Below are 25,879 nucleotides of genomic sequence, written 5' to 3'. Positions count from 1 at the left end.
AAGGGGAGAGAAACCAAAAAAACCCCCCCGAGGGGGGGGGTGCTAGCCCCGCCCCCCCCCCCCGCCGTCGTCGTTCTGCCCATCACTGTGCCACAGCCGCGCCGGGGGCAGTTTTACCCGCCACCCGGCTTCCCTCCGGGGGAGTTTTCTGCCGCCCAGCTTCCCGGCCGCCGAAGTATTCCTGAATCGGCATGCATTGTGACAGTGGCCTTGACCTCTTGCCATATCCGCGCCAGTTCCGGGATGATGCCTAGGCGCGGTGCTTTAGCGCCTAAGCCGAAAGGGACGCCGATGCTGCAGGCCTTAGGCTGGGGCCTGCTTGCTGGCTCCTCCTACTTTCTGGGCGGATTGCTTGCCCTGCGGTGGCGCGTCAACAACGTTCTGCTCGGTGTCCTGACCGGCCTGGGTGCTGGTGCCCTGTTGTCGGCCGTCGCTTACAAGCTGATTGCTGAAGCCGGCCGGCTGGCCGGTGGGAGCGGATTCGTTGGAGCGGGACTGATCGGCGGGGCCGTAGCGACGTCCTGGGTGGTGACCGGGGCTCAACGGGGCGTGCGGCTGTCCGCACCGCCTCTCCACGAGCCAAGGTTTCTGGTGATCGCGCTGTCAGTGGTCGCCGAGTCCATCGTCGTTGCCGGTGGACTGGTCAGCGGTTACGGCATCAGCGCGGCCCTGCTGGCCGCGGTCTTCCTCTGCGGCGTCCCGGAGGCCATGGCCGACACCGGACCGCTGCTCAAACACGGCCTGACCGCACGCCACGTCATGTCCGCGTGGCTGGTCATGACGATCCTGTGCGGCGTATGCGTGGCCGTCTTTACGTTGCTGCTCGGGCTTGTGAGGCCAGAGGTGGTGGCCTTCGTGCTCGCCTTCGCCGGCGGCGGCGTCCTCACGAACGTGACCGTCCGCATGGTGCCGGAGGGGCTCAAGGACGCGGGCGCCGCCACCGGCATCGCCATCGCCGTCGGCTTCGGCCTCTCGTTCTCCCTCGTGGAGATCCTCGGCAAGCACTGAGGCCGCGCTGGAGGGGTGGTGTGATGCAGCTGCCCTGGCGCAGACTGGAACCAGCCAGCATCCACTACCCGGACCGGAGGACCGCCATGTGCCGGAATATCCGCCAGCTCCACAATTTCGAACCCGCAGCGACGAACGCCGAAATCGAGGCCGCCGCGCTGCAGTACGTGCGCAAGGTCAGCGGTAGTAACAAGCCGTCCAAGGCCAACGAGGAAGCCTTCAACCAGGCGGTGCACGACATCGCGCACATCACCGCGCACCTGCTCGACGACCTGGTGACGGCGGCACCGCCGAAGAACCGTGAGGAAGAAGCAGCCAAGGCCCGTGCCCGCGCCGCCGTCCGCTACGGCACCGCCGTCTAGCCCGGACCCTAGAGCGTGTAGGGGGCCTTGGTGAAAACGTTGTCTCCGATGACCTGCTTGCGCTTGTCGAACTTGGCAGTGAGTTCGCGGCTTTCAACGAATTCCTTGCTGACGTTGACCAAGAGGTGCCGGTCGCCCAGGTCCACCACGTAGTAGCCGGAGAGGTCACGCAGCGAGTCGGCCGCATTGAGCGTGCCCGGCTGGATAACAAAGTCGACGATCGATTCCCACGTAGTGAGCTTCCGGCGTCGGGTCAGCGGATAGATGACCTTGGCGCTCGGGTATTTGGCACGCACCGCGGCATCGAACCTGCCGCGTTCCTTGCCCGACTTCTTGTACTGGGCAATGTCGATAGGCTCGCGAATGATCTGCGCGGACAAGTCGTCAGCGTCGCTCAGCAAATAGTCGACGCTGACATCGAACAGGGTGGAGAGCGCCTTGAGGTTCTCCACGTCCGGGATGCCTTTGTTGTTCTCCCACTTGGTGATCGCCTGGCGGGAGACGGACAACTTCTTCGCGAGTTCTTCCTGCGAGAGCCCGGCCTTCTTCCGGGCTGCCTTGAGTTTCTCTCCGAGTGTCATCCGTGGCTCCGTTGGGGGTTGTGCGAGTGGGGTGTCTCAACACTATCCAGCGCGCTGGCCGGACAACGTCCGGATCCCAGCCGCCCGGGCGCTACTCTTCGTAGCGATGCGCCTGAAGGGACGGTGCCACGCTGCGTTGCCGGTGTTTGCCCTGGTCAGCGGCGGCAGCCGCAGGGCGGCGTGCTGTCCCTTATGCGGTGCGGTCCCGGTCCCTACCGCCCGAAGCGGCGCAGCCGCAGCGAGTTGGCCACCACCAGTACCGAACTGGCGGCCATCGCGGCGCCGGCGATCATCGGGTTGAGCAGGCCGAAGGCCGCCACCGGGATGCCCAGCGTGTTGTAGGCGAAGGCCCAGAACAGGTTGGACTTGATGGTGGAAAGCGTCTTGCGGCTCAACTCGATGGACTGCACCACCTGGATTAGGTCGCTGCCCATCACGGTCAGGTCAGCGGCCTCGATCGCCACGTCCGTACCGGCGCCCATGGCGATGCCCAGGTCGGCCTGAGCCAGTGCGGCGGCATCGTTCACGCCGTCGCCCACCATGGCCACCGTTTTGCCTTGCTCCTGCAGCCGCTTGATCGCAGCCACCTTGTCCTCGGGCAGCACATCGGCGAAGACGTCCTGGGGCGAAATACTGACTTCGGCTGCTACCTCGGCGGCTACCGCGGCGTTGTCGCCCGTCAGCAGGATGGGGTGCAGACCCAGCTCCTTGAACCGGGCGATCGCGGCGCCGGACGTCTCCTTCACGGTGTCCTGCAGGTTGACGATCCCTACCACCGCACCGTCGACCGCCACCCACACCGCGGTTGATCCGGCCTGCTGCTGTTCCAGCAGGACACGGCGGTGCTCGTCGGACAGGGCGATGCCGTTTTCGTCCATCCAGTTGTTGCGGCCTACCACCACGGTGCTGGCGCGGCCGTCGGATTCGGTGATGGTGCCGAGGACACCGCCGCCCGCCGTGCTGCGGAAGTCCGACAGGGCCGGCAGTGCAGCAGCCTCGTGGCTAAGCGCCCCTGCCGTGCTGCCGGCCGGGGCGGCCAGCCGTGCCGCTGTATCCCGGGCCGCCTCCACGATGGCCAGGGCGATGGGGTGCTCCGATCCGGCTTCCACGGCGCCGGCCAGAAGCAGGACGTCCTCTTCGCTGCGGTCCGCCAGGGCCACCACGCTCTCCACCGCTTGCCGGCCGGTGGTCACGGTGCCGGTCTTGTCCAGCACGATGGTGTCCACGTGACGGGTGTCCTCGAGGATCTGTGGCCCCTTGATCAGGATGCCCAGCTGCGATGCCCGGCCGGTGCCGGTGAGCAGTGCGGTGGGCGTGGCGAGGCCCAGCGCACACGGGCAGGCAATGACCAGCACGGTCACGGCTGCGGTGAAGGCAGCTTGCAGATCGCCGGTGAAGACCATCCAGAGGATGAACGTGATGATGGCGATGACCAGCACAATCGGGACGAAGACCGAGCTGATCCGGTCTGCCAGCCGGGCGATCGGGGCCTTGCCCGCCTGGGCCTGGCTGACCAGCCGGCCCATTTGCGCCAGCGTGGTGTCCGACCCGACCCGGGTGGCGCGGACCAGCAGCCGGCCCGACGTGTTGATGGTGGCGCCGGTGACGGTGTCGTCCACGTCCACTTCCACCGGCACGGATTCTCCGGTGAGCAGGGAGGTATCGACGGCGGAGTGGCCGTCCACCACATAGCCGTCGGTAGGGATCTTCTCGCCCGGCCGGACCACCATGATGTCGCCGGGTACCAGCTCGGCGGCGGCGATCTTCACCTCGCTGCCGTCCCGCAGCACGGTGGCGTCCTTCGCGCCCAGATTGAGCAGGGACTTCAGCGCGTCGCCGGCCCGCTGCTTGGCATTGGCTTCCAGATACCGGCCCAGCAGCAGGAACGTGACGACGACGACGGCAACTTCGAAGTACAGCGCGTGGGCGGCCATATCGCCCTCCACGTGTTCGGTCAGCATCGGATCCATGAACAGCTGCCAGGCGGAGAAGAAGAAGGCGGCCAGCACGCCAAGCGACACCAGCGTGTCCATGGTGGAGGCCAGATGCCGGGCATTTACCGCTGCCGCGCGGTGGAACGGCCAGGCAGCCCAGAACACCACCGGAATGCTCAGCGCAAAGGCGACCCAGCCCCAGTGCGGGAACTGCGCACCGGGAATCATCGAAATGATGAAGATCGGGATGGTCAGGATGGCGGCCGTCCACAGGCGCGGCCGGAGCTCGTCGGCGGTGCCGCCGTGCGCCATGTGGTCCTCATGGTCCCCGTGATCGCCGTGCTCCGCGGCGTCGCCACCCGTGGAGGCGTGGCCGCCGTGGGCTTCTGCCTCCGCGTGGCCGGCATGGCCGGCATGACCGGCGTGACCGGAATCGGCGGGTCCGTGTCCCGCGGTGCCCGTGGAGTGTGGCTGCTGCTTCACCCGGGCCTTGTAGCCGGTTGCGTGGACGGTCTCCAGCAGTTGCTGGTCGGTGACGCCGTGCGGGACGTTGACCACTGCGGACTCCAGCGGCAGGTTCACGCTCGCCTGGACTCCCTCGATTTTGCCGAGCTTTCGTTCCACGCGGTTCACGCAGGAGGCGCAGGTCATGCCCTCGATCGCCAGTTCTACGGTCCGGGTCGGAGCCGGATCGACTGCAGGGTCCTGGGCAGCGGGATGGGAGGCCATCAGATGGTCATCTCGATTCTGGGTTTGCCGCGGTAGTTGCGGCGCTTCAGGTGCTGGGCAAGAAAGGTGGCTGGCGGCGGCGGGAGGCACCGCCGTCGTCCGGGTTAAGCGATGTTTGCGACGACGGTGTACCCGGCTTCGGCGACTGCTTCGCCGACCTGCGCCGGATCCAACTGGCTCTCGGAGCTGACCGTCGCGGTGGAAATGCCGCCCTTGTTCAGCTGGATGCTGACGGTCTGGACGCCCTCTAGGGCCTTGAGTTCTTCGGTCACGGCGTCCACGCAGTGGCCGCAGGTCATGCCGTCGATGCTGATGGTGGTGGTGCTCATTCAAATCTCCTGGAGTGGTGTTTGGGGGAGGGGGCTAGCGCAGCAGCCGGCCGATGGCGTCCGAGGCTTCCTTGACCTTGTCCTGGACGATCCGGGGATCGTCGCTGAGTTCGGATTCCTTGGCGGCGCCGACCACGCAGTGTCCAATGTGGTCTTCGAGCAGGCCGACGCTCACCGCATGCAAGGCCTTGTTGACTGCTGCCACCTGGGTGAGGATGTCAATGCAGTACTTGTCTTCTTCCACCATGCGGGCGATGCCGCGGACCTGGCCTTCGACCCGCTTCAGCCGACGCAGGTAGGCGTCCTTGTCCGACGTGTAGGCATGGCCGATGTGCTCGTCGACGGCGGCAGGGCCGGAAACGCTGGGGGTTGCGGTGTGGTTCATGGCTTCCTCATTCCGGGGGACTACGTCATCAAGATATACCCCCTAGGGGTATGACGCAAGGGTCTGTGACGGATGCCATGTGAGTGCGACGGCGGTGCCCGGCGGTGTGAGGGTGAGTCTTGAGATGCGCTGACGGCCCGGCGAGTACGCCGGGCCGTCAAGGGACTACTGGTGCTGTGCCGTGCGCAGCGTCCGGGAGGCCAGCCATGCGGAGGCAACCATCAGCACGCCGGCCAAGCCGGCGGTGACGGTGACGCCGCTGTCGAAGGCGTGGACCGCCGAGTCCAACAAGGCTGCGCCGGTGCGTTCCGGCAATTGTTCCGCCACCGTGATGGCGCCGCCCAGGGTCTCGCCGGCGGCGTGCTGCTGTTCGGCGGACAGCCCGGACGGCAGGTCGATGTTCTGCCGGTAGGCACCGACCAGGATGCTGCCGAGCACGGCGGTGCCGAAAACTGAACCGACTTCGTAGGCAGTTTCTGAGACGGCGGAGGCTGCGCCGGCCTTGGCTGCCGGAACGCTGGAGAGAATCAGGTCGTTCGAGAGCGTTTCGGAAGCACCGACGCCGGCGCCCAGCAACGCGAACGCGGCCATCAAGGTCAGCGCCGACGCGTCCGGGGTGGAGGCAGCCAGCCAGTACGCCGCCGCGGACAGCAGCAGGGCTCCCGCCACCACCAGGTGCGGGGCAACCCGGCGCACCAGCGGCACCGCGAGCAGTCCGGCGGCGATCGTCACCAGCAGGCCGGGCAGCAGGACCAGGCCGGCCCGCAGCGGGCTGAGTCCCAGAACCAGCTGGAGGTGCTGGGAGACGAAGTACAGGAAGCCCACCAGCGAGAAAACGGCCAAAAGGTTGACCAGCACGGCGCCGGTGAACGGGCGGTAGCGGAACAAGCGGACATCCAGCATGGGATTGGATCGCTGCAATTGGCGGCGGACGAACAGCCAGCCGGCCAGGATGCCGACGCCAGCCGCCGCAGCGATGGCAGTCAGGTCACCACCGGCGGCCACCTGTTTGATGGCGAAGACGACCGGGAGCAGTGCGGCGACCGAAAGCACAATGCTGGGCACATCCACCGGCCCCGGCTCCGGGTCGCGCGACTCCGGCACAAACACCGGTGTCAGCACCAGCATTGGCAGCAGCATGGGAACCGCCAGCAGGAAGACCGAACCCCACCAGAAGTGTTCCAGCAGAACGCCGCCCAGTAGCGGGCCGAGTGCGGCGCCGGCGGAGAAGCCGGCAGCCCAGATGGCCACAGCCAGCCGCCGCTGGGTCCGCTCGGTGAAAATGTTCCGGATCAGGGACAGTGTTGCGGGCATCAGCATGGCTCCGAAGATGCCCAGGCCGGCGCGCGCGGCCACCAGCAGTTCAGCGCTCGGCGAGAAGGCCGCCACCGCAGAGAGTGCGGCGAAACCGGCGGCGCCGATCATCAGCATCCTGCGGCGGCCGAAGCGGTCGCCCAAGCTGCCCATCGCCACCAGCAAGCCGGCGAGCACCAGCGGGTAGATGTCGATGATCCACAGGAGCGTGGTGCCGCTGGTGCTGAAGGCCAGGGAGATGGCTGGCACGGCGAAGCTCAAAACGGTGTTGTCGACGGCGACCAGCAGGACCGGCAGCATCAAGACGGCCAGAGCGGTCCATTCCTTGCGGCCAGCGCGCTGGGTGACGGTAAGCATGGGTCATCTTTCGGGGAGGGATGGGTTGGGTGATCCTTCAACTATACCGGCTGGACGGTATAGTGGCAAGTCGGCTGTCGATTGCCGTCGAGCGGAAGAACTGCGTCCTAGGATGGGTGGATGGCCAGTGCTAAAGACCGGATCCTCGACAACTTTGAGGACATCCTGATCAACGAGGGCGAACGAGCCGCCACGATGGATGCCGTTGCGGCTGCCGCCGGAGTGTCCAAGGGCGGGCTGCTCTACCACTTCCCTTCCAAGGAAGCGATGGTCGAGGGGCTTTGCGAACGGCTCGCTGCGCTATCGGCCGAGGATGCTGAGCGAATCAGCAGTGCGCCGGAGGGAGCGGCCCGCTACTACGTGCGCACCTCCAACTTTGTCGACTCGCCCTTGGACCGTGCGATTGTCGCTTTGGCCCGGCTGGTGCAGCAGGGCCACCCTGCGGCCGCGCGGACGTTCGCGCAGATCCAGGCACTCTGGCTGGATACCTTGGAGGTTGCCTTGGGCAGCCGGGCGGTGGCGCAGGCAGTGAAGCTGATCGGCGACGGCCTGTACTATAGCGCGACGTTTCTTTCGCCGGATGCGCAGCAGAAGCAGATGGCCGACGGCGACATGGAAGCGCTGCTGCAACAGGTCGACGCGTTGGTAGGCCTGGGCTGACTCGTGCACTCGTTTTGGGGATAGCTGGTTGGGTGCGAAAGGATGAATCGTATAATCACGCACCGCACCGCTTGATGAGAGGAATACATGTCAACCCCTAACGGTCCCGGGGAATACCCCGAACCCACAACGTCCGGCCAGCCTCAGGGCACCTACCCGGCCTACCCGCAGCAGGCACCGGGCCAGCAGGCGTATCCGCAGCAGGGTCCCGGCCAGCAGGCCTATCCGCAGCAGAACGCCCCTTACGGCTACCCCGGCCAGCCCGTTCCCGGCCAGCCGGTTCCCGGCAAGACCATGGGCATCGTCGGCTTCGTCCTGTCTCTGCTCGGACCGTTGACCGTGGCCGGCCTGATCGTCAGCATCATCGGCATGGTGCAGTCCAAGCGCGCCAACGCCAAGAATGGCTTCGCCCTGGCTGGCATCATCATCGGCGCGGTGGGGACCGTGCTGCTGATCCTGTTCACGATCATCACGATTGCGGGCATCGCCTACATGGTGGAGGTCTGTAGCGAACTCGGCCCGGGCACCCACTTCCAGGACGGCGTCACCTACACCTGCAGCTGAGTTTCGTCAGCAAGATCATGAAGAGCCGGTGCCGCCCCTTCCCGGGGTGGCACCGGCTCTTGGCTTTGCTGCCATCGTGCGGTGGCGGTTTTCCCGTGCTGCCTGCCACTGTCGCTGTGGACGCCGGTGCTTACCCGATCAGCGAGAAACCGAGGGTGGCCAAGACTCCGAAGGCCGCGCCCCACAGGATGATCGAGATTATTTGCCACATGATGACCGCGTTTTTGGATGCACCGAAGGAGACCATAGCGGCAGAGGTGAGCTGACTCGGCAAGATGGTCTGGCCCAGCAGACTGACCCCGGCTACTCCGTATTTGTCGAATTGAGCGCGAAGCTTCTGCCGGCGGGGAGAGGGTTCTGTGACCGTCTTTCCGCTGACCACCCTGGACCGGACGCGATGGGCGCTGAGCACGAAGATCAGCATCGAGATCACATTTCCTGCGACCGCGGCGGCGATGGCGATCACGGGGTTGATGCCGGCGAGGACGCCGATCATTGATCCGAAGTATGACTCGACGAACGGAACTGCGGCGGCGACTGTCACTCCCAGCCATTGCAGCACGGGCGGAAGTGAGGACGTGAAGTCCTGCAGCGCTTCGATCATGAATCTTGCCTCTCGTATCGGTGCCAAACGGACGGTAACCTGCCGCACGGTTCACCAGAAATTGTCACCAGCAGGCCAGTCACCGCACCGAGCCTAGTTGCGGAGGGCGAGCGAAAGATGCGTCGCGAGGATGATTTTTAGCTGCCTCGGAGACGGCGGCAGGAGGGCGCTTTGGGCCGGTTTAGCGGATCAGACCGGCAATCAGGTTGATGGTGGTGGCCAGCACGATGGTGCCCAGCAGGTAGGACAGCAGGGCGTGGCTCAGTGCCGTGGAGCGGGCCACGGCGGTTTTCAGGGTGGTGTCCGAGACTTGAAACGTCATTCCGATGGTGAAGGCCAGATAGGCGAAATCCCGGTAACGCGGGTCGCTGTCCTGATTGAAGTCCACGCCGCCGCTGTCGCGGTAGTAGAGGAATGCGTAGCGCAGGGTGAAGAGAGTGTGGACCAGGAACCAGGACAGGGTGGTGCTGCCCAGGGCGACCGCGATGATCCCGGCTTTCGCGATTCCTTCGGAGGAGCCGGCGTCGAGCAGGATCAGCGCCACGCCGCCGAAGCTGGCCAGCGTGGCGGTCAGGAGCAGGGCGTCGGAGACGGCGCGGCCCGAGTCCTCCCGGGCGGCGTGGGCGGCAGTGGCTGCGGGGGAGAGGCGGCCGATGACGGACCAGACCCAGACCAGATAGGTCAGGGAGGCCGCGGCCCAGCCCAGTGATGGGGCATAGGTCCAGTTGCCGGACAGCCCGATGGCGACGGCGGCCAGGGCGCCGACGGCGAACATCACGGCCAGCCGGTCCGAAGAACGGTGTTTCCGGCTGCGGAAGTCCTGCACCGACATGGCTACATTCTGGCAGCAAGGCGCGGGAAATCAGCTGAAGAATACCTTTGGGCGCCTGCTCGAACACTGTCAGGCCGTGACGCTGCGGCTAAGCCGGGCTTTCCTCGGCCGCAGTAGTGGTCCAAGTCATGGTCACCTGTTGCTGGCCGAAGAATCCGGCCCCCGGCTGGCAATGATGTGGTTGTACCCGGCTTCAAACGTTGGGTACTGCAAGGTTCCAAGCAACGTAAGAAGCCGCGCGCCGCCTAGGACGTTGCCGCTGGCCAGCTCGGGCTGGAGTCGCGGGGGTGGTTGAATTCCCAGCCGATGCGCAATGTACGTGACGACCTCACCCAGGGGAGCAGGTGCCTGATCGACGGCGTGCAGGATAGGCGGCGGATTCTCTGCGAACAGCAGTGTTTGTAGGGTGCGCACCAGATCGGTTTCATGGATGCGGTTCGTACGTTTTGCGTACTGGACGGGCGCACCCTCGATGACTTTTCGCAGAAGCATCTCCCGCCCGGGCCCGTAGATCCCTGCAGGCCTGACGATATGCGCGTCGAAGAGTTCGGACGCGAGAAGCTCCCCGTCGCGAAGCGTCCTGCCCCGCGGAGTCACCGGAGCAGGTGTATCCGCCTCTGTGAGCGCCCGCTGCTCTGATTTCCCTTCGAACACCCGGGTGGAGGAAACGAACACCACTTGTCGCGGCCGGGCCGGCAGCGCCGCGGCGACGTTGCTGATGGCGGCCAGGTAGCCATTCGAACGATCCGAAGCTTCCTGGATATCCGGGGTAAGGGTAATGACCATCCTGTCCACTTCCGGCAAATGACCGCGGACAGGTTCCCGGAGATCAACAGACAGGGGAGTGAATGCCGCAGGCAAGGCGGAGGTGTTGCGGCGGAGCGCGAACACCTCCGCCCCGGCCCTCACCAAACGCTCACCCAGTTGCGTGCCGAGCCTCCCGCAACCGACAAGGAGGATCCGCCCGGGGCCGGCTTGCTCCGTTCCAGCTTTTTCGCTCATGTTCGACAATCCAGGCTCTCCCGCTCGCAGCATCTGAGGGGCCGAAAAGGGTCCTCCAGCTCATCCAGAACTATTCTCTCGCGGGCCGCGGTGCGCTTGCCTCGCGCTGTTGGCCTTGAGCCAATCAACTTCGGGGGCGCAGGGTGGACCAAGCGTCCAGGGCGTAATACATCCGGCGCTGGTAGACCAGCGCCGGGGCGGAGGAGCCGTCGTCGAGCACCTGAAGAACCTGAGCGGCCAGAACAACACCGGTTCCGGCGGGCATCCGGTCTAGTGGCTTGCACCGGAGCACTGTGCCGACGCCGCGGATGATCGGCTCGCCAGTCGGCGCCCTGTACCAGTCCATGTCGAATCCGAAGCGGTGCGAACCGGGCCGTGCAAAAAGCTCCGCAAGGCGACGGTTGGCGGTTGTGAGCAGGTGAACGGCAAGCGTCTCACCCGCCAGCAGGGCGGCTCCGGATTCCGTGCCGCGGGTGATGGACACCGCGAGCACCGGGGGCTCCGCAGACACCGAAATCACCGAAGACGCAGTAATTCCTGCCGGACCGTTCGGCCCCGAGGCGGTGACAATCGCTACTCCTGCGGGATGGGCGGAGAACGCGGCGCGGAATGCGTCGGCGAGGCCTGGAGGCTGAGCGCCTGGCCGCGTGGGACCCATCCTGGCTCCTCTCCTGCGTCGGGACTTACGCTCGAAAGCACTACCGCCCATGCTAGGACCGCGGGGCATGCCCCACCAGAGACCGCGTGTTGACGACGCCGCGGAACAGGCCCGGTTAGCTGGGCGTTAGCGGCTCCGTTGCGGATACTTCCCGGCCCGCGGACCCGTGTGTCGCCCGCGGGATCTCAGTAGACTGGGACGCATGACCGAGCAGGAACCGGAGGGGTCCGACGCTGCTGCGGTTGACGGCGGCGGAACTGGTTTGCACGCGGACGCTGCCGTTGCTAACGCAACCGAAGCGGATGGCCAGGGCTCGAGCCTGGCCGATCCGGAAGCAGTCGACACGACCTTGCGCAGCCCTGAGCAGAGGTCCCGCACGTTCATGGGGATTCTGGTGAATACGGCCTTGGCCAATATCACCACCAGCTACTTGTGGTTCGCTCTGACCTTCTGGGTGTATCTGCAAACGCGCAACGTGATCGCCACCGGGGTGGTCGGCGGGGCCTACATGCTGCTGATCGCGCTCTCCAGCATCAGCTTCGGCACCTTCGTGGACCGCTACCGCAAGCTGGCGGTGATGCGCTTCGCCGCGGCTTTCACCCTGGTGATGTTCCTGCTGTCCGGGGCCATGTTCCTGCTGACGCCCGTTACCTCGCTGGTGGACCTGGCCCAGCCCTGGTTCTGGGTCTTCACGCTGATCATCCTGATCGGCGCCGTGGTGGAGAACATGCGCAACATCGCCCTGTCCACCACGGTCACCATCCTGATCGAGCCGGACCGGCGGGCCAACGCCAACGGCCTGGTGGGCATGGTGCAGGGGCTGATGTTCATTGTCACCTCGGTGCTCTCGGGCCTCTCGGTGGGGCTGCTCGGCATGGGCTGGACCATCGCCGTCGCGCTGGTGCTGACGGCGCTGGCCTTCGCTCACCTGCTGACGCTCCGCATGCCCGAGGAGGTGCGCGCGGCCGCCACCGACGCGCACGGCGGATTCGACCTGCGCGGTTCGATCGCCGCCGTCTTGGCCATCACCGGCCTGTTCGCGCTGATCGTGTTCTCCACCTTCAACAACTTCATTGGCGGCGTCTATATGGCGCTGATGGACCCCTACGGCTTGGAGCTGTTCCCCGTGGAACTTTGGGGAGCGTTCTTCGCGCTCGGGTCCACCGGGTTCATTGTGGGCGGCTGGCTGATCAGCAAGTTCGGCCTGGGGCGCAACCCGCTGCGCACCATGCTCATCGCGGTGATCGTGATGGGTGCCCTCGGTGCAGTGTTCACCCTGCGGGAGTGGGCCTGGCTGTATATCGCCGGGATCTGGCTATACCTGGTTTTGGTGCCGTTCGTGGAGGCCGCCGAACAAACCATCATCCAGCAAGTGGTGCCGCTGCAGCGCCAAGGGCGGGTCTTCGGTTTCGCCATGGCGTTTGAGTCGGCGGCAGCGCCGATCACCGCGTTCCTGATCGCGCCGATCGCCCAGGTCTGGATCATCCCGTACGCGCGCTCCGCCGAGGGCGCCGCCCAGCTGGAGTCGCTGCTGGGAGAAGGCACCTCCCGCGGCATCGCCCTGGTGTTCCTGGCGGCGGGGATCATCATGATCCTGGCCGCGCTGCTGGCTTTCCTCACCCCGGTCTACCGCCGCGTTTCCGCGACCTATGCCCGCGCGGCAGGGGCTGCGGCAGAGGCTCCGGACGCATCCTAGCCCGCATGGCTCAGCCGTGTGTCTCGTCTTCCACGATCGCGGTGGCGATGCTGTCCGAGTCCTCCAGCGCGGCCAGATAACGTTCGGCGTCGAGCGCGGCGGAGCACCCGGTGCCGGCGGCGGTGATGGCCTGCCGGTAGCGGTGGTCCACCGCATCGCCGCAGGCAAAGACGCCGCGGAGGTTCGTGACAGTGGTGGGCGCGTCCACCTTGATGTAGCCGGCGTCGTCCAGTTCCACCTGGCCCTTGACCAGTTCGGTCCGCGGCAGGTGCCCGATCGCCACAAACAGGCCGGTGGCCGGCAGTTCGCGGGTGGCGCCGGTGACGGTGTCGGTCAGCGTCACGCCGGTGACCTTGTTGTCGCCGTGGATCGCGGTGATCGCGCTGTTCCACTCGAAGCGGATTTTGGGGTTGTCTTTGGCCCGCTGCGCCATGATCTTGGAGGCGCGGAGCGTGTCGCGGCGGACGACGACGGTGACCGACTTTCCGAAGCGGGTCAGGAACAGCGCTTCCTCCATCGCCGAATCACCGCCGCCGGCGACGACGATGTCCTGTTCGCGGAAGAAAAAGCCGTCGCAGGTGGCGCACCAGGACACCCCGTGGCCGGAGAGCCGTTTCTCGTCCGGCAGCCCCAGTTCCTTATAGGCCGAACCGGTGGCCAGGATCACCGCCGGCGCCTGATACTCGTCGCCGCCCATGGTAGTCACGCTCTTCAGGTGGCCCGAGAGCTCAACGGAGGCAACGTCGTCGTACTCCACCGCCGCGCCGAATTTCTCCGCCTGCTTCCGCAGCAGGTCCATTAGCTCCGGTCCCTGGACGCCGTCCGGGAAACCCGGGAAGTTCTCAACCTCCGTGGTGTTCATCAGCGCGCCGCCGGCGGTGACCGAGCCGGCCAGGACCCGGGGCGCCAGGCCAGCGCGTGCGGCGTAGATGGCCGCGGTGTAGCCGGCCGGGCCGGAACCGACAATGATGACCTTCTCGGTGTTCATCCTGAGCTCCTCCCAGAGCGTGGCCAGGTCCTACTGTGCATCCGGGTGCAGTGCCGGCTGCAGCTCGGACAGCAGCTGCTGCACGCGGTGCTTGATGTCGTCGCGGACGGCACGGACACCGTCCGGGTGCTGGCCGGAAGGGTCGTCCACGTCCCAGTCCTCGTAGCGCCGGCCAGGAACCACCGGGCATTCTGCGCCGGAGCCCAGGGTCACCACCATCTGCGCGCCGTTGATGGACTCCACCGTCACCTCCGACGGCAGCTCCGCTGACAGGTCAATGCCGTCTTCCGCCATGGCATCCACCACGGCGGGGTCCAGCTGCGCTGCGGGCCGGACCCCGGCCGAGCGGGCGGTCAGGGCACCGTCCGCGAGCTGGGACAGGTAGGCGGCGGCCATTTGGGAACGGCCGACATCGCGTACCCCCACGAACAGGACAGTGGGACGGATGGCTTCCGGAATTGCGTCGGTCATGGCGGCCCTTCGCGTCGATCGGCTCCCGGCCACCGCTGCCGGCGCCGGCTGCTTCCCTTCACTGTGCCAGAAGTTCGGACAGTCCCATAGGTGCGCCAGCGATAATGGCAGGCATGAGGTACAAAGCCGAGAAGCCCAGCGTCCTGTTCGTCTGTTCCAGCAACAGCGGAAAATCGCCGATGGCCGCCGGACTGATGGAAGCCGCCGCGGCCGGAACGGTTGACGTCCACTCCTGCGGCACCAACCCGGGCGAAAGCGTGAATCCGGAGTCCGCGGCCTCCTTGGCGGAACTCGGCATCGATATCTCCAGCCAAGTCCCGACGGCGGTGACGGACGAGGCGCAGCGCAGCGCCGACGTCGTGGTCATCTTGGGCAGCAACGCGCAACTGGAGGAAGTGCCCGGCACCCGTTACGAGCGGTGGGAGATTGACGAGCCGGGCCTGCGCGGGATCCACGGCGAGGAGCGGATGCGCCTGGTCCGCGACCAGATTGCCGCCAAAGTGCGCAGCCTGCACCAGGAACTGACCGGCGGCTAGATGCCTGTGCCGCTGTCCGTGGCAGCGGCGTTTTCCGCCGCGACTCCCTGCATCGCCTCCGGCGACATGTACATGATCTCCCAGACGTGGCCGTCCGGGTCCGCGATCGCTGCCCCGTACATGCCCGGCATTTCCTCTTCGGCCGGCCGGTAGACGCTGCCCCCGCCGGACGTCGCGTTGGCCACGAACCGGTCCACTTCCTCGTTGGAGTCCGCGCTGAGGGCCACCAGGACTTCCTTGGCATCCGAACCCAGATGCGGGGTGTCGTTGCGCAGGTACTTGCCGAAATGCTCGCGGGTCAGCAGCATCACCACGATGGTGTCGGAAATGACCAATGAGGAGGCATCCGGGGAGGAAAAGTCCGGATTCAGGGTGTAGCCCAGACCGGTGTAGAAGTCGGTGGACTTCTTCAGGTCGCTGACGGGGAGGTTGATGAAAACCATGCGGTCCATGGATGGTCCTTCTCAGAAGACGGCCACCGACTGGCGCGGGCGGCGGGTGTTTGCGGACGATGTCCACCTTGGCATTCCGGCCGGTTTCCGCCAATGGCTATCGGTGGAGTTAGTTGGACGCGGCGCTCAGCCCGCGGCGCGGCCTAACCAGGCGACACAGGCAAGCAGGCCAATGCCGCACACGCGGCATGCCCTAGCCGTTGGCGCCGCACTACCATCCCTTGTCCGCCGCCGCCGGTCGACCTACCGTGGAAGTACGGCGAGCAGAGGATGCGTGAGATGGCGGAATTACGGATAGAACAGTGGTGGCTGAAACTGCCGACGAAGCAGAAGCAGTGGTTCCGGGAGAACCTGCACGCCGACGTCGTGGATCCGGATGCGGCCGCCGCGGTCTACGAGGCCGGCGGACCGGACCTGAAGGAAGCCACGCTGCCGGAAGAGGACTGGGAGTTCATCGAGACCCAGTCGGAGTTCGTGGACTGATAACGACGGCGGTGATCCGCGGTATCAGGCGGATCCGCCCCGGTACGGGTAAGTTGGTGTGAAACGGCCCACGTGGCCGCCAGACGACGTGCTCGAAGGGGTGGCCCGATGGCCGGAATCATCATCGTAGGAGTAGACGGCAGCGAAACCGCCATGAAGGCGGCGCGCACGGCGGCGAAGCTCGCAGCGTCCATGGGCGCCGAGCTCCGGGTGGTGACTGCGCACGAGTCCGATACGACCGAAGTTGTGGAGATCGGCAACGACAAGTGGTTCATTCACGAGTCGGAGAAGGCCGAAAAGGTGGCCCGGGACGTGGCGACGGAGCTGGGCGCGGAAGGGCTGCGCACCAGCTTCACGGCGGTGCTCGGCAAGCCCCAGGACGCGCTGGTCTCCGAAGCCGAACGGGTCAACGCCCGCCTGATCGTGGTCGGCAACGTCGGCATGCAGGGGCTGGGCCGGGTGCTCGGCAGCGTGGCCAGCTCGGTGACGCACAAGGCCGCCTGCGACGTGTATATCGCCAAGACCGCCTAGCTGGCGCCGGGACGTGAGCAAGCTGCAGGTTGCCGGCCGGGCCCAGGTGCCGCCGTTCCAGGTGATGAACATTCTGGATCGGGTGGCGCAGATGCGCGCCGCGGGCCGGGACGTGATTTCGCTGTGCGCTGGCGAACCTTCCGGCGGTGCGCCGCAGGCAGTGTCGGAGCAGGCCGCACGGATCCACGCCTCCGGCCAGGCGCTGACTTACACCAGCGCACTGGGTGTCCGCGAGCTGCGGACGGCAATCGCCGGGCACTACCGGCGCTGGTACGGGCTGGATGTGGCACCGGAAGAAGTAGCCGTGACCACCGGGTCCTCCGGCGGGTTCCTGCTGGCGTTCCTGTCCGCGTTCAACCCGGGGGACCGCGTGGCGCTGGCACGGCCCGGCTACCCGGCGTACCGCAACATCCTGCGGGCGCTCGGCTGCGAGGTGGTGGAGATCGACTGTGGTCCGGAGGTGCGCTACCAGCCTACGCCGGAGCTGCTGGACGCTGCCGCTGCCACCCACGGAGCGCTGTCGGGGCTGGTGCTGGCCTCGCCCGCCAACCCCACCGGCACCATGGTGTCGCGCGATGAGCTGGCTGCCCTCACCGCCTGGTGCGCCGAGCGCAGCGTCCGGCTGGTCAGCGATGAGATCTACCACGGCATCACCTACCCGGCCGACCCCGCGCAACCCGACGCCCGCGGAACCTGCGCCTGGGAACTGGACCGGACCGGCGTCGTTATTTCCTCTTTTTCGAAGTACTGGGGCATGACCGGGTGGCGGCTGGGCTGGGCGCTGATGCCGCGTGACCTCGCCCCGGCCATCGAGGCGCTCGCCGGGAACGTGGCGCTGTGCCCGCCTGCGCCGGCCCAGTTGGCGGCGCTGGCGGCGTTCAGCGAGGAATCCTACGCGCAGGCCGACGCCGCGGTGGCCGCTTTCGCCGAGGTGCGGGCCGTGCTGCTGCAGAACCTTGACCGGCTGCAGTGGGGAACTGCGGCACCGGCCGACGGCGCGTTCTATCTGTATGCCGACCTTGGGGACCAGCTGAGCGGCTTCGCCGACTCGGCCGACTACTGCCGTGCGCTGCTGGAGGAAGAGGGTGTGGCGCTGGTGCCCGGCGCCGATTTCGACGCGGTCAACGGAACCCGCTCGGTCCGGCTGTCCTTTGCTGCCGGCGCGGACGCCGTGGCCGCAGCCGTGGAGCGGATCATCCGGTTCCAGGCGAACCGCGCCGCGAAGGACTGAGCTCCGGGAAGCCCTTGGTGGTGCGGTCACGGGACCGAGCCGGTGCGGTTGGGGCAATCCCGCTCCCAGACCTCCACCGGCCCGTCCGTATCAGGCCGCAGCCCGATTAGGGCCGCTCCCAGACCTCAACCGGTCCGTCGACCACGGTGAACAGGGGGTGCGGCTCCGGGACGTACGCCGGATCAGAGATGACGCGGGGCAACTCGGTTGCGTCGGTCAGAACCAGTGCGTGTGCCGGATCCCGGACGGCCACCTTGGCCATCAGGTGCTCGAACTCATAGCGGAGCTGTCCGGTGGTGACCGGCAGGGGAGGGGCCAGCATCCCGGGCACGCATCCTGCGGCCAGCGGCGGATTCACACGGATCAGGCCGGCATTGAACGAGTAGCCGCGGACCAGTGCCTCGGCTTCGATGCCGCAGAGATAGGCGCCGATGGCTGCCATCGGGTCCGCGGTGGCCCGGAAACGCTGCAGTTGCGGGTGGTTGCGGTAGCCCTTGGTCTCCCCGGCGAGCACTTTCTGGGCCAGCAGGGTCTCCCGCCAGCACGCCACGAGGCCCTTGCTGTCGAGCATCCGGGGGTGCAGGCTCCAAATACGCATTGATCCAGAATAGGCACACCCCGGGCTCCGCGCCGGAGGCCGCGGCAGGCACAGAAACAGGCCGCCTGCGGTTAGTCGCTGGTCGATTTCGGTACAGAGGGAGAACTATATCCTGTCTGTGCGACAATGGATGGCAATGTCTTCGCAGATTTCTTCTCCCCAAAAAACTTCCGACCGGCCCCAGGTGCGCCCAGCCGCCGAGGGCTGGGATCAAGCCGTCACCTCCGAGGGGCGGCCGCTGCTGCAGTTCAAGTCCCCGCGGGTCAAGCAGCCGCCGGTGCATCTGGCCGATCTGACGCTGGCCGAGCGGCAGGAGAAGATGAAGGAGCTGGGGCTGCCGGCGTTCCGCGCCAAGCAGCTCTCCACGCACTACTTCCAGCACTACACCACCGATCCCGAGCGGATGAGCGACCTGCCCAAGGAGCGCCGCGCCGAGTTGGTGGAGACCTTCTTTCCCACCCTGCTGACCGAGGTCAAGCGGCTGAAGACGGACAACGGCGACACGATCAAGTTCCTCTGGCGGCTCTTCGACGGCTCGCTGGTCGAGTCGGTGCTGATGCGCTACCCCGGCCGGATCACGCTCTGCGTTTCCAGCCAGTGCGGCTGCGGCATGAACTGCCCGTTCTGCGCCACCGGTCAGGCTGGCCTGACCCGCAACATGTCCACCGCGGAGATCCTGGACCAAATTGTGCAGGCCAACCGCGTGATCGCCGAGGGCGGCTTGGGCGGCAAGCGCAAGAACAACGACGGCGGTGCAGGCCACGACGCCGAACGCGTCACCAACATTGTCTTCATGGGCATGGGTGAGCCGCTGGCCAACTACAAGCGCGTGATGAATGCCGTGCACCGCATGGTGGACGAGGCGCCCGAGGGCCTGGGCATGAGCGCCCGCGGCATTACCGTCTCCACCGTCGGCCTAGTGCCGGCGATCAACAAGCTGGCCGGCGAGAACCTGCCCTTCACCTTCGCGCTCAGCCTGCACGCACCCGACGACGAACTGCGCGACGAGCTCATTCCGGTGAACTCGCGCTGGAAGGTGGACGAGGCCCTCGACGCCGCGTACGGCTACTACCAGCAGACCGGCCGCCGCGTCTCCATCGAATATGCGCTGATCAAGGACATGAACGACCACGCGTGGCGGGCCGACCTGTTGGCCAAAAAGCTGAACAAGCGCGGCCGCGGCTGGGTGCACGTCAACCCGATCCCGCTGAACCCCACGCCCGGCTCCATTTGGACCTCGTCCGACCCTGCCGTCACCCGCGAGTTCGTCGACCGGCTGAACGACGCCGGCATCCCCACCACGCTGCGCGACACCCGCGGTAAGGAGATCGACGGCGCCTGCGGCCAGCTCGCCGCAGCAGAGTAACCCCCCGGTGGTCGACCAAGCGAGCTCCAGCGAGCGCGTGGAAACCTGACCCAACCCCCGGTGGTCGACCAAGCGAGCATGGCCTCCGGTGGTCGACCAAGCGAGCGCCAGCGAGCGCGTGGAGACCCGAGCGCGTGGAGACCCGAGCGCATGGAGACCTGACCTGACCTGACCTCCACAACCCTGTCCAGGCTGTGCCAGTCCACATGCCGCTGACCGGCGAGTCGCTGCCGGCGCCCGCTGCGGCATCCTGATCGGGCGGGCGGTTGGGCCCGCCGGGACCAGGAGGACGCGATGGCGCTGTCTGAAGTAGAAGAACTAGAGGCGGAGTTGCGGGGGCTCGCGGAAGAGTTGACCAGCCCGACACCCGGCGAGTGCCTGCTCTGCTATCTCTACCGGATGCTGGAGTTCGGTTGTAAGCGCCATGATTTCACGCGGCGGTACCAACGCCTGATGGCTCCGCGGGCCACTGCACTGCTACGCAGGCTTTCCCGAATGGGCGGCTGTTGTTGCGAGTGCGAAGTCTTCCTGAATGCCTACCAGCCGCATCCCCGTTATTTCGGCATGGACGAGGACGGCGAGTTCATTATGGAGCCCATGCCGGTATGCCACGGCGTCCGCCGAGGTTCTTCGCAGCCATGCTGTCTGTGGCAACGGAGGCCGCGCTACTCGTGATCCCTCAACCGTTATTCGGCAGCGCGCCGGACGGCGTCCAGATGCTGGCGGGGAACCCGATCCCGGGAGTAGGTGATCTCGGTGTAGCCGTGAGGCGCCGGTTTGCCGTCCTCGCCGAGGTTCACGAACACGATCTTCTCGATCGTCAGGATGGACTGGCGGGTGAACATGTTGCGCACTTCGGCCCTCATGGTCAGCGAGGTGCGGCCGAAGTGCGTCGCCGTCAGCCCCATCTCGATCAGGTCTCCCTGCTGCGCGGAGCTGACGAAGTTGATCTCCGACATGTACTTGGTCACCGCCATGCCGTTGCCCAGCTGGACGATGGCGTAGATGGCTGCCTCTTCATCGATCCAGCGCAGCAGGCTGCCGCCGAACAAGGTGCCGTTGGCATTGAGGTCTTCGGGCCGCACCCACTTGCGGGTGTGGAACGTGATGTCGCCGTTCTCCATGGAGACGACACTAGCCGACCCACGCGCCCGCGGCCCACGCCCGCGGCCCACGACCGCGGTGACGCGATCATCGGAGAGCGTGTGCGGCAGAGCAGCTATTCGTCGAGCTTCTCGACGTCGTCGGCCTTCTTGGGTACCAGCGGGATCGACTCTGTCGTCGGCGGCACCCGGGGCGTGAGCACCGAGGCGTAGTCGTGTTCACTGGAGTAGTTCAGGAAGCCCAAGTGCGCTTCGTACCGGTCGAGCACATCGTTGATGATCTGCTGCTGCGTCAGGCCCATCAGGTCATAGCCCTCGGTCCCCGTTTGTGTGAAGACTTCCAGACGATAGTAAGTGTCGATCTCCCTAGGCATGCTGCGGCCGCCAAAGGTCGGCACCGGTGCCTCAACCGCGGCAACTTGGTAATGGAAGTTGCGGTGGTTCTCCATGTTCACCACCAGCGAGTGCTCGTCGATCCCGGTTTCATCGTTCGGCAGGGTCGTCAGTTCTGCCTCGTAGCCCAGGCTGGTGAACTCCCTGGCCACGTCCTGCAGCGCCGGCAGCACGGTACGTTCGGCGAACTGCGCCACAGCCTTCTTCGACGGGTATGAGCGCAGGCGGGCCAGGCGTTGCCGCCAAGTCTTCTCCGGAACCTGTCCGCCGTGTGCCGCCGCCGAACGGCGGCGCCGTACCCGTCCCTCCCGTTCTGCGCGCTCCATGCGGAGGACCTTCGAGAACGAGGCCATCACCAGATAGGCGATGATCGTGACCGGCAGGGCGAAGATCAAGGTGGCATATTCCATCGTGGTGACACCGCCGGCCACCAGCATGGCCACCGTGAGCACCGCCGTGACAAGGGCCCAGAAGATGCGCAGCCACTTGGCCCCGTCCATCGCCGGGTCAGGGATCGAGGAGGAGAAGTTGGACATCACCATTGCGCCGGAGTTGGCGCTGGTGAGATAGAACAGCAGGCCGGACAGCGTGGCCAGCCCGATCAGGAACGGCGCGCCCGGGAACATCTCCAACAACGCGTACCAGCCATGCTCGGGGCTGTCGACGGCGAGCTGTGCGAAGTCCTCATTCCCGCCGAGCACTTCGCTCATGGCGCTGTTGCCGAAGATCGAGACGATGAAGAAGTCGCAGAGCACCGGGGCGGTGATGGCGGCAATGACGAACTCGCGCAGCGTCCTGCCGCGCGAGATCCGGGCCAGGAAGAGTCCCACGAACGGCCCCCACGCCAGCCAGAAGGCCCAGAAGAAGAGAGTCCAGCCGGCCATCCACGACGATCCGTCCTCTTCGTAGGCCAGCGTCTGCAGGGTGCGCTCCGGCAGCGTGAAGATGAACCGGCCGATGTTCTCGACCATGGCATTGAGCAGGAAGGACGTCTGGCCCGTGACGAGGATGTAGAGCATCATCGCTCCGGCCGCCCACAGGTTCAGCTCGGAAATCCAGCGGATCCCCTTGTCGACGCCGGAAGTACAGGCGGCGACCGTCATCACGACGGCGACCAGCACCAAGGCGATCTGCAGCGCCAGACCCTCAGGGAGGCCAAACAGCCAACTGAAGCCGACATTGAGCAGGACGACGCCGATGCCCATTGAGGTGGCCACGCCAAAGACAGTGCCGACCAAGGCAAAAATGTCGATCACGTCGCCGGTCGCCCCCCGCACCCGCTTGCCCAGCAGCGGATAGAGGGCTGCGCGGATGGACAGCGGCATGCCCCACCGGTAGGCGAAGTAGCCCATGGCCATGCCCAGCAGCGCATACACCGACCAGCCCGCCACACCGTAGTGGAACATGGTCCACACCACCGCGTCCTGGGCGGCTTCCGCGGATTCCGGGCTGGCCGTGGGCGGAGTGATGAATTGCGTGATCGGGCCGGTCACTGAGTAGAAAAGCATGTCGATGCCCACGCCCGCGGCAAAAAGCATGGCGACCCACGTGAACAGGTTGTACTGCGGGCGTGAATGATCGGGCCCCAGCCGGACGCTGCCCTCTTTGGAGAAGGCCACCCACAGGACGAAGAGGATGACCAGCGTAACGGTCACAACGTAGAACCAGCCCAGATTGGTGGCGATCCAGATGACCGCAGTGTGCATGATGTCGGCGGCATTGGCCGGGGCGGCCATCGCCCAGATGGAGAACGCCAGCACGATCGCGGAGGAAATGACGAACACACGCCAGTTGAGCCGCGGACCCCGGTGCTCGGCTAGCTCGGTGGGTCCCTTGCTCAGTTCGGTGCTGGAAATCGGCGGACGCCTGGCCTCAACCTCGGCGTCCACGGGTTTGCGTCGTTCCACCGCGCCGAAGCGGCTACGTTCAACCAGCGGCTTCGAGTTCTCATTCTCCGGTGTGGATGCGTCTTCGGCCTGGGCCATAACGATCTCCTTCTATCACGGGGCCGGACGCACGCCCCGTAAAAGGCACGGTACTCGGACCTGGGCCGACGCTCCAGACATGCCGGAGCGAGCGAACCCACGACGGCTTAATCAGCGCTGTCGAATCACGGATCCACGCCGTCGTAGTACACGCGTCGATCACAATGCTTTCGAGTCAGGACCCTTCCACCCCCGTTGGAAAGCGCTTAGCCTGAGACAAACGTTGCTACACGAGGGACAGGGCATCATGCGTAAGCTGATTCAACTGACTGCCGGCGCCGCGGTTCTGCTGGCGCTGGCTGGCTGCACCAACGGACCAAAACCGGCGCCATTCGAATCTCAAGGGTCAGTGGGTTCACATGACGCTGTTTCGACTGACGCAGCCTCCTCAATTGACTTCGAGAAGCAGCTGGCCCAATCGACCAATAGGCATCTGTTGGCCGAAGAGGGCGGCTACAAGTTCTACTCGCTGCTGCCACTCGATCCCGATAAGGGCCGGCTGTGCGTGGTCATCCAGCGCGAAGGTGGCGCCGAAGCCGGGGGATGCAGCGACTCCGTCCCCTATGTGGGCACGGGGGTAGGAATCACCGACCTTGTGGACGCGAAGCTCGTGCCCGCCGGCTACAACGCCAGCAAAGACCTAGTCGATGGTTGGCGCTACCTGCACAACAACCTGCTGGTACGCGGGTTGGATGATCCCAAATCCAGCAGCTAGGCACGCGATCTTCACAGCGGTAGGTCGGACGCTGGGAGCGTGGCTCACGCTTCACAGCAGTTTCACAGTAGCGCCACAGTCAGGGCTCATGGCCGGGCCCGACGTTGGAGACATGACGAACATCCTTGATCATCGAGTGCACCATCCCGCCCGCAGCGAAGGAGCCACTTCGGCGGCCGCAGCCACTACGCAATCCGCCGTCGGGCCGGCCGTGCCTCCAGATACCCAATCCTCCCTCACACCACCTACCGACGAGCTGACAGGGTCTATGATCTCGCCCTGGCATTGGATCATGTTCGTCTTGATGTTCATCGGCCCGCTACTCGTGATCGGCGTCTACGAGTTCTTCCGCTTCCAGGCGCAGATCACCCAATTCATCGAAGGGCTCGGATTCAACGGCGTCCGGTTCTTTTGACGCGGAGCCCAATGGTGTCCACTGAAAAAGAAAGACCCTCTGACCGGGATAATCCCTAGTCAGAGGGCTTTCATTCGTTGCGGGGGTAGGATTTGAACCTACGACCTCCGGGTTATGAGCCCGGCGAGCTACCGAACTGCTCCACCCCGCGGCGTGTTAACGACTGTAGACCCCCACGTGGCCAAACGACGAATTTGGTGAGGCGCGTCACCGCCAGCAGCCAAAACCCCTGACAAAAAGTACGACGGCGGCCGGGCGCCTTCCCCACGGAAGGTGCGCGGCCGCCGTCGTCAGCAGAACCGGTGGAGGACTACTGGAGGTGGTCCACCAGCTTGCCGGCGATGCCGTTGTAGCTGCCCGGCGTCAGTGCCAGCAACCGTGCTTCGGCCTCAGCCGAGAGCCCCAGGCCGGAGACAAACTCCTTCATCCGCTCGGCGTCCACCCGGTGGCCGCGGGTGAGCTCCTTGAGCCGCTCGTACGGGTTCTCCATGCCTTCCACACCCGCGATGGCCTCGGCGCGCATCACCATCTGGATGGCCTCGCCAAGCACCTCCCAATTCTGGTCTAGGTCGGCGGCCAGTACGTCCGCCGGCACGCTCAGCCGGTCCAGGCCCTTGGCCACATTGGAGATGGCCAGCAGTGAATGCCCGAAGGCCACGCCGATGTTGCGCTGCGACGAGGAGTCGGTCAGATCGCGCTGCCAGCGCGAAGTAACCAGCGTGGCAGCCAGCGTGTCCAGCAGCCCGTTGGAGATCTCCAGGTTGGCTTCGGCATTTTCGAAGCGGATCGGGTTCACCTTGTGCGGCATCGTGGAGGAGCCGGTCGCGCCCTCCACCGGAATCTGCGCGAAGTAGCCGATGGAGATGTAGCTCCAGATGTCGGTGCAGGCGTTGTGCAGAATCCGGTTGAAGCGGGCCATGTCCGCGTACAGCTCGGCCTGCCAGTCGTGCGATTCGATCTGCGTGGTGAGCGGGTTCCAGGTCAGCCCGAGACCCTCGACGAAGGACCGGGAGACGGCCTGCCAGTCGGCCGACGGCACCGACGCGTAGTGCGCCGCGTAGGTACCGGTGGCGCCGTTGATCTTCCCCAGGTACTCGGTCTTGGCGATCCGGTCCAGTTGGCGGTTGAGCCGGTGCGCAATGACCGCCAGCTCCTTGCCCAGAGTGGTCGGGGTGGCGGGCTGCCCGTGGGTGCGGGAGAGCATCGGCACGTCGCGGTGCTCCCGGGCCATCGAGGAGAACTGCTCCACCAGGGCGCGGGCCGCGGGCAGCCAAACCTGCTCCACGGCTCCCTTGACGCCCACCGCGTAGGAGAGGTTGTTGATGTCCTCAGAGGTGCAGCCGAAGTGCACCATCGCGGTGAGGTCCTCGATGCCGATCCCGCCGAGCCGGCGGCCGATGAAGTACTCCACGGCCTTCACATCGTGGACGGTGACGGCTTCGATCTCTGCCAGCTCGCGCACGGCATTGCCATCGAAGTCGGTGACGATCTTGCGCAGCGCCGCCTGCTGGTCCTCGGTCAGCGGGCCCGCGCCGGGCAGCACGGACTGGCGGGTCAGGTGGATCAGCCATTCCACCTCGACGTGGACCCGGTCGCG

The 25,879-nt window shown here is 66.0% G+C and carries 29 protein-coding genes and 1 tRNA gene; 13 read left to right on the top strand and 17 right to left on the bottom strand.

The window, feature by feature from the left end:
* Positions 1-291 precede the first annotated feature (291 nt).
* The gene (locus ACMX2H_RS16680) at positions 292-1,008 is read left to right on the top strand and encodes a ZIP family metal transporter (RefSeq protein ID WP_414962071.1); all 717 of its coding nucleotides are present in this window, start codon (positions 292-294) and stop codon (positions 1,006-1,008) included.
* 86 nt (positions 1,009-1,094) lie between these two features.
* Positions 1,095-1,370: a DUF2277 domain-containing protein gene (locus ACMX2H_RS16675; RefSeq protein ID WP_414962077.1), complete on the top strand. Its 276-nt coding sequence runs from the start codon at positions 1,095-1,097 to the stop codon at positions 1,368-1,370.
* Positions 1,371-1,378: 8 nt separating this feature from the next.
* Here the strand turns inward: ACMX2H_RS16675 and ACMX2H_RS16670 are convergent, their stop codons facing one another.
* The 5 genes from ACMX2H_RS16670 to ACMX2H_RS16650 form a co-directional block, all read right to left on the bottom strand.
* Positions 1,379-1,951: a helix-turn-helix domain-containing protein gene (locus ACMX2H_RS16670; protein ID WP_414962069.1), complete on the bottom strand. Its 573-nt coding sequence runs from the start codon at positions 1,949-1,951 to the stop codon at positions 1,379-1,381.
* 212 nt (positions 1,952-2,163) lie between these two features.
* Positions 2,164-4,614, bottom strand: a complete 2,451-nt coding sequence (locus tag ACMX2H_RS16665) for a heavy metal translocating P-type ATPase (protein WP_414962067.1) — start codon at positions 4,612-4,614, stop codon at positions 2,164-2,166.
* A 104-nt stretch (positions 4,615-4,718) separates the two neighbouring features.
* Positions 4,719-4,943: a heavy-metal-associated domain-containing protein gene (locus tag ACMX2H_RS16660; protein ID WP_414962065.1), complete on the bottom strand. Its 225-nt coding sequence runs from the start codon at positions 4,941-4,943 to the stop codon at positions 4,719-4,721.
* 34 nt (positions 4,944-4,977) lie between these two features.
* Positions 4,978-5,328 (bottom strand): metal-sensitive transcriptional regulator, encoded by a 351-nt coding sequence (locus ACMX2H_RS16655; RefSeq protein ID WP_414962063.1) that lies wholly within the window; start codon positions 5,326-5,328, stop codon positions 4,978-4,980.
* A gap of 165 nt (positions 5,329-5,493) precedes the next feature.
* On the bottom strand, positions 5,494-6,999 hold the full coding sequence (locus ACMX2H_RS16650) for an MFS transporter (protein ID WP_414962061.1): 1,506 nt from the start codon (positions 6,997-6,999) through the stop codon (positions 5,494-5,496).
* Between the two features lie 120 nt (positions 7,000-7,119).
* On the opposite strand from ACMX2H_RS16650, the gene ACMX2H_RS16645 reads away from it, so the two are divergent.
* Positions 7,120-7,659 carry a TetR/AcrR family transcriptional regulator gene (locus ACMX2H_RS16645; RefSeq protein WP_414962059.1) on the top strand — a complete coding sequence of 180 codons (540 nt, stop codon included), beginning with the start codon at positions 7,120-7,122 and terminating at the stop codon, positions 7,657-7,659.
* Between the two features lie 87 nt (positions 7,660-7,746).
* Positions 7,747-8,223 carry a DUF4190 domain-containing protein gene (locus ACMX2H_RS16640; RefSeq protein WP_414962057.1) on the top strand — a complete coding sequence of 159 codons (477 nt, stop codon included), beginning with the start codon at positions 7,747-7,749 and terminating at the stop codon, positions 8,221-8,223.
* Positions 8,224-8,353: 130 nt separating this feature from the next.
* Here the strand turns inward: ACMX2H_RS16640 and ACMX2H_RS16635 are convergent, their stop codons facing one another.
* The 4 genes from ACMX2H_RS16635 to ACMX2H_RS16620 all read right to left on the bottom strand — a co-directional run bounded on the left by ACMX2H_RS16635 (position 8,354) and on the right by ACMX2H_RS16620 (position 11,319).
* Positions 8,354-8,827, bottom strand: a complete 474-nt coding sequence (locus ACMX2H_RS16635; RefSeq protein WP_414962055.1) for a hypothetical protein — start codon at positions 8,825-8,827, stop codon at positions 8,354-8,356.
* Between the two features lie 181 nt (positions 8,828-9,008).
* A complete protein-coding gene (locus tag ACMX2H_RS16630) occupies positions 9,009-9,659 on the bottom strand; it encodes a DUF1345 domain-containing protein (protein WP_414962053.1) in 651 nt (216 codons plus the stop codon).
* Positions 9,660-9,791: 132 nt separating this feature from the next.
* The gene (locus tag ACMX2H_RS16625; protein WP_414962052.1) at positions 9,792-10,661 is read right to left on the bottom strand and encodes a sugar nucleotide-binding protein; all 870 of its coding nucleotides are present in this window, start codon (positions 10,659-10,661) and stop codon (positions 9,792-9,794) included.
* 124 nt (positions 10,662-10,785) lie between these two features.
* On the bottom strand, positions 10,786-11,319 hold the full coding sequence (locus ACMX2H_RS16620) for a flavin reductase family protein (protein WP_414962051.1): 534 nt from the start codon (positions 11,317-11,319) through the stop codon (positions 10,786-10,788).
* A gap of 382 nt (positions 11,320-11,701) precedes the next feature.
* Between ACMX2H_RS16620 and ACMX2H_RS16615 the strand changes: the two genes are divergently transcribed.
* Positions 11,702-13,015, top strand: coding sequence for an MFS transporter (locus ACMX2H_RS16615; RefSeq protein ID WP_414962075.1), 1,314 nt, complete (start codon positions 11,702-11,704; stop codon positions 13,013-13,015).
* A gap of 10 nt (positions 13,016-13,025) precedes the next feature.
* Here the strand turns inward: ACMX2H_RS16615 and trxB are convergent, their stop codons facing one another.
* Together trxB and ACMX2H_RS16605 are read right to left on the bottom strand one after the other, a co-directional pair.
* Positions 13,026-14,003 (bottom strand): thioredoxin-disulfide reductase, encoded by a 978-nt coding sequence (gene trxB, locus ACMX2H_RS16610; RefSeq protein WP_414962049.1) that lies wholly within the window; start codon positions 14,001-14,003, stop codon positions 13,026-13,028.
* Positions 14,004-14,033: 30 nt separating this feature from the next.
* On the bottom strand, positions 14,034-14,474 hold the full coding sequence (locus ACMX2H_RS16605; RefSeq protein WP_414962047.1) for an arsenate-mycothiol transferase ArsC: 441 nt from the start codon (positions 14,472-14,474) through the stop codon (positions 14,034-14,036).
* Positions 14,475-14,587: 113 nt separating this feature from the next.
* Between ACMX2H_RS16605 and ACMX2H_RS16600 the strand changes: the two genes are divergently transcribed.
* Positions 14,588-15,010 carry an arsenate-mycothiol transferase ArsC gene (locus ACMX2H_RS16600; RefSeq protein ID WP_414962045.1) on the top strand — a complete coding sequence of 141 codons (423 nt, stop codon included), beginning with the start codon at positions 14,588-14,590 and terminating at the stop codon, positions 15,008-15,010.
* Here the strand turns inward: ACMX2H_RS16600 and ACMX2H_RS16595 are convergent.
* Entirely contained in the window at positions 15,007-15,462 is a 456-nt protein-coding gene (locus ACMX2H_RS16595; RefSeq protein WP_414962043.1) for a VOC family protein, read from the bottom strand. The genes ACMX2H_RS16600 and ACMX2H_RS16595 overlap by 4 nt on opposite strands.
* Positions 15,463-15,741: 279 nt before the next feature.
* On the opposite strand from ACMX2H_RS16595, the gene ACMX2H_RS16590 reads away from it, so the two are divergent.
* From ACMX2H_RS16590 to ACMX2H_RS16580, 3 genes are all read left to right on the top strand, one after another.
* Entirely contained in the window at positions 15,742-15,945 is a 204-nt protein-coding gene (locus ACMX2H_RS16590) for a hypothetical protein (protein WP_136786446.1), read from the top strand.
* 108 nt (positions 15,946-16,053) lie between these two features.
* On the top strand, positions 16,054-16,476 hold the full coding sequence (locus ACMX2H_RS16585; RefSeq protein ID WP_136786447.1) for a universal stress protein: 423 nt from the start codon (positions 16,054-16,056) through the stop codon (positions 16,474-16,476).
* Positions 16,477-16,540: 64 nt separating this feature from the next.
* A complete protein-coding gene (locus tag ACMX2H_RS16580) occupies positions 16,541-17,707 on the top strand; it encodes an aminotransferase class I/II-fold pyridoxal phosphate-dependent enzyme (protein WP_414962073.1) in 1,167 nt (388 codons plus the stop codon).
* 106 nt (positions 17,708-17,813) lie between these two features.
* On the opposite strand, the gene ACMX2H_RS16575 is transcribed toward ACMX2H_RS16580, so the two are convergent.
* On the bottom strand, positions 17,814-18,305 hold the full coding sequence (locus tag ACMX2H_RS16575; protein WP_414962041.1) for a pyrimidine dimer DNA glycosylase/endonuclease V: 492 nt from the start codon (positions 18,303-18,305) through the stop codon (positions 17,814-17,816).
* A 136-nt stretch (positions 18,306-18,441) separates the two neighbouring features.
* On the opposite strand from ACMX2H_RS16575, the gene rlmN reads away from it, so the two are divergent.
* Together rlmN and ACMX2H_RS16565 are read left to right on the top strand one after the other, a co-directional pair.
* Positions 18,442-19,671 carry a dual-specificity RNA methyltransferase RlmN gene (gene rlmN / locus ACMX2H_RS16570; protein WP_414962039.1) on the top strand — a complete coding sequence of 410 codons (1,230 nt, stop codon included), beginning with the start codon at positions 18,442-18,444 and terminating at the stop codon, positions 19,669-19,671.
* A gap of 294 nt (positions 19,672-19,965) precedes the next feature.
* On the top strand, positions 19,966-20,346 hold the full coding sequence (locus tag ACMX2H_RS16565) for a DUF2695 domain-containing protein (protein WP_414962037.1): 381 nt from the start codon (positions 19,966-19,968) through the stop codon (positions 20,344-20,346).
* 11 nt (positions 20,347-20,357) lie between these two features.
* Here the strand turns inward: ACMX2H_RS16565 and ACMX2H_RS16560 are convergent, their stop codons facing one another.
* Positions 20,358-20,795 carry an acyl-CoA thioesterase gene (locus ACMX2H_RS16560; protein WP_414962035.1) on the bottom strand — a complete coding sequence of 146 codons (438 nt, stop codon included), beginning with the start codon at positions 20,793-20,795 and terminating at the stop codon, positions 20,358-20,360.
* Positions 20,796-20,890: 95 nt separating this feature from the next.
* Entirely contained in the window at positions 20,891-23,152 is a 2,262-nt protein-coding gene (betT, locus tag ACMX2H_RS16555) for a choline BCCT transporter BetT (protein WP_414962033.1), read from the bottom strand.
* A gap of 247 nt (positions 23,153-23,399) precedes the next feature.
* Here betT and ACMX2H_RS16550 point away from each other — a divergent pair, with 247 nt between their 5' ends.
* Positions 23,400-23,867 carry a hypothetical protein gene (locus tag ACMX2H_RS16550; RefSeq protein ID WP_414962031.1) on the top strand — a complete coding sequence of 156 codons (468 nt, stop codon included), beginning with the start codon at positions 23,400-23,402 and terminating at the stop codon, positions 23,865-23,867.
* 112 nt (positions 23,868-23,979) lie between these two features.
* Entirely contained in the window at positions 23,980-24,282 is a 303-nt protein-coding gene (locus ACMX2H_RS16545; RefSeq protein ID WP_414962029.1) for a hypothetical protein, read from the top strand.
* Between the two features lie 77 nt (positions 24,283-24,359).
* Here the strand turns inward: ACMX2H_RS16545 and ACMX2H_RS16540 are convergent.
* Both ACMX2H_RS16540 and purB read right to left on the bottom strand, forming a co-directional pair.
* Positions 24,360-24,433 (bottom strand) — tRNA-Met (locus tag ACMX2H_RS16540).
* Between the two features lie 159 nt (positions 24,434-24,592).
* Positions 24,593-25,879, bottom strand: a 1,287-nt coding sequence (gene purB / locus ACMX2H_RS16535) for an adenylosuccinate lyase (protein WP_414962028.1), incomplete at its 5' end; no start/stop codon positions are given.

Source organism: Arthrobacter sulfonylureivorans, from assembly GCF_047607445.1.
Classification (GTDB): Bacteria; Actinomycetota; Actinomycetes; order Actinomycetales; family Micrococcaceae; genus Crystallibacter; species Crystallibacter sulfonylureivorans_A.
This window is presented reverse-complemented; position numbering and strand designations above follow the sequence as displayed.

What these genes read in the sequence shown, in the direction of transcription:
- betT (WP_414962033.1), bottom strand. Translation starts at nt 23,152, where the DNA reads ATGGCCCAGGCCGAAGACGCATCCACACCGGAGAATGAGAACTCGAAG.
- rlmN (WP_414962039.1), top strand. Translation starts at nt 18,442, where the DNA reads ATGTCTTCGCAGATTTCTTCTCCCCAAAAAACTTCCGACCGGCCCCAG.
- ACMX2H_RS16615 (WP_414962075.1), top strand. Translation starts at nt 11,702, where the DNA reads ATGGGGATTCTGGTGAATACGGCCTTGGCCAATATCACCACCAGCTAC.
- ACMX2H_RS16590 (WP_136786446.1), top strand. Translation starts at nt 15,742, where the DNA reads ATGGCGGAATTACGGATAGAACAGTGGTGGCTGAAACTGCCGACGAAG.
- ACMX2H_RS16620 (WP_414962051.1), bottom strand. Translation starts at nt 11,319, where the DNA reads ATGGGTCCCACGCGGCCAGGCGCTCAGCCTCCAGGCCTCGCCGACGCA.
- ACMX2H_RS16625 (WP_414962052.1), bottom strand. Translation starts at nt 10,661, where the DNA reads ATGAGCGAAAAAGCTGGAACGGAGCAAGCCGGCCCCGGGCGGATCCTC.
- ACMX2H_RS16640 (WP_414962057.1), top strand. Translation starts at nt 7,747, where the DNA reads ATGTCAACCCCTAACGGTCCCGGGGAATACCCCGAACCCACAACGTCC.
- ACMX2H_RS16600 (WP_414962045.1), top strand. Translation starts at nt 14,588, where the DNA reads ATGAGGTACAAAGCCGAGAAGCCCAGCGTCCTGTTCGTCTGTTCCAGC.
- ACMX2H_RS16550 (WP_414962031.1), top strand. Translation starts at nt 23,400, where the DNA reads ATGCGTAAGCTGATTCAACTGACTGCCGGCGCCGCGGTTCTGCTGGCG.
- ACMX2H_RS16675 (WP_414962077.1), top strand. Translation starts at nt 1,095, where the DNA reads ATGTGCCGGAATATCCGCCAGCTCCACAATTTCGAACCCGCAGCGACG.
- ACMX2H_RS16665 (WP_414962067.1), bottom strand. Translation starts at nt 4,614, where the DNA reads ATGGCCTCCCATCCCGCTGCCCAGGACCCTGCAGTCGATCCGGCTCCG.
- ACMX2H_RS16585 (WP_136786447.1), top strand. Translation starts at nt 16,054, where the DNA reads ATGGCCGGAATCATCATCGTAGGAGTAGACGGCAGCGAAACCGCCATG.
- ACMX2H_RS16595 (WP_414962043.1), bottom strand. Translation starts at nt 15,462, where the DNA reads ATGGACCGCATGGTTTTCATCAACCTCCCCGTCAGCGACCTGAAGAAG.
- ACMX2H_RS16660 (WP_414962065.1), bottom strand. Translation starts at nt 4,943, where the DNA reads ATGAGCACCACCACCATCAGCATCGACGGCATGACCTGCGGCCACTGC.
- ACMX2H_RS16630 (WP_414962053.1), bottom strand. Translation starts at nt 9,659, where the DNA reads ATGTCGGTGCAGGACTTCCGCAGCCGGAAACACCGTTCTTCGGACCGG.
- ACMX2H_RS16560 (WP_414962035.1), bottom strand. Translation starts at nt 20,795, where the DNA reads ATGGAGAACGGCGACATCACGTTCCACACCCGCAAGTGGGTGCGGCCC.
- ACMX2H_RS16680 (WP_414962071.1), top strand. Translation starts at nt 292, where the DNA reads ATGCTGCAGGCCTTAGGCTGGGGCCTGCTTGCTGGCTCCTCCTACTTT.
- ACMX2H_RS16645 (WP_414962059.1), top strand. Translation starts at nt 7,120, where the DNA reads ATGGCCAGTGCTAAAGACCGGATCCTCGACAACTTTGAGGACATCCTG.
- ACMX2H_RS16545 (WP_414962029.1), top strand. Translation starts at nt 23,980, where the DNA reads ATGACGAACATCCTTGATCATCGAGTGCACCATCCCGCCCGCAGCGAA.
- ACMX2H_RS16635 (WP_414962055.1), bottom strand. Translation starts at nt 8,827, where the DNA reads ATGATCGAAGCGCTGCAGGACTTCACGTCCTCACTTCCGCCCGTGCTG.
- ACMX2H_RS16575 (WP_414962041.1), bottom strand. Translation starts at nt 18,305, where the DNA reads ATGCGTATTTGGAGCCTGCACCCCCGGATGCTCGACAGCAAGGGCCTC.
- ACMX2H_RS16650 (WP_414962061.1), bottom strand. Translation starts at nt 6,999, where the DNA reads ATGCTTACCGTCACCCAGCGCGCTGGCCGCAAGGAATGGACCGCTCTG.
- ACMX2H_RS16670 (WP_414962069.1), bottom strand. Translation starts at nt 1,951, where the DNA reads ATGACACTCGGAGAGAAACTCAAGGCAGCCCGGAAGAAGGCCGGGCTC.
- ACMX2H_RS16655 (WP_414962063.1), bottom strand. Translation starts at nt 5,328, where the DNA reads ATGAACCACACCGCAACCCCCAGCGTTTCCGGCCCTGCCGCCGTCGAC.
- ACMX2H_RS16580 (WP_414962073.1), top strand. Translation starts at nt 16,541, where the DNA reads ATGAACATTCTGGATCGGGTGGCGCAGATGCGCGCCGCGGGCCGGGAC.
- ACMX2H_RS16565 (WP_414962037.1), top strand. Translation starts at nt 19,966, where the DNA reads ATGGCGCTGTCTGAAGTAGAAGAACTAGAGGCGGAGTTGCGGGGGCTC.
- ACMX2H_RS16605 (WP_414962047.1), bottom strand. Translation starts at nt 14,474, where the DNA reads ATGACCGACGCAATTCCGGAAGCCATCCGTCCCACTGTCCTGTTCGTG.
- trxB (WP_414962049.1), bottom strand. Translation starts at nt 14,003, where the DNA reads ATGAACACCGAGAAGGTCATCATTGTCGGTTCCGGCCCGGCCGGCTAC.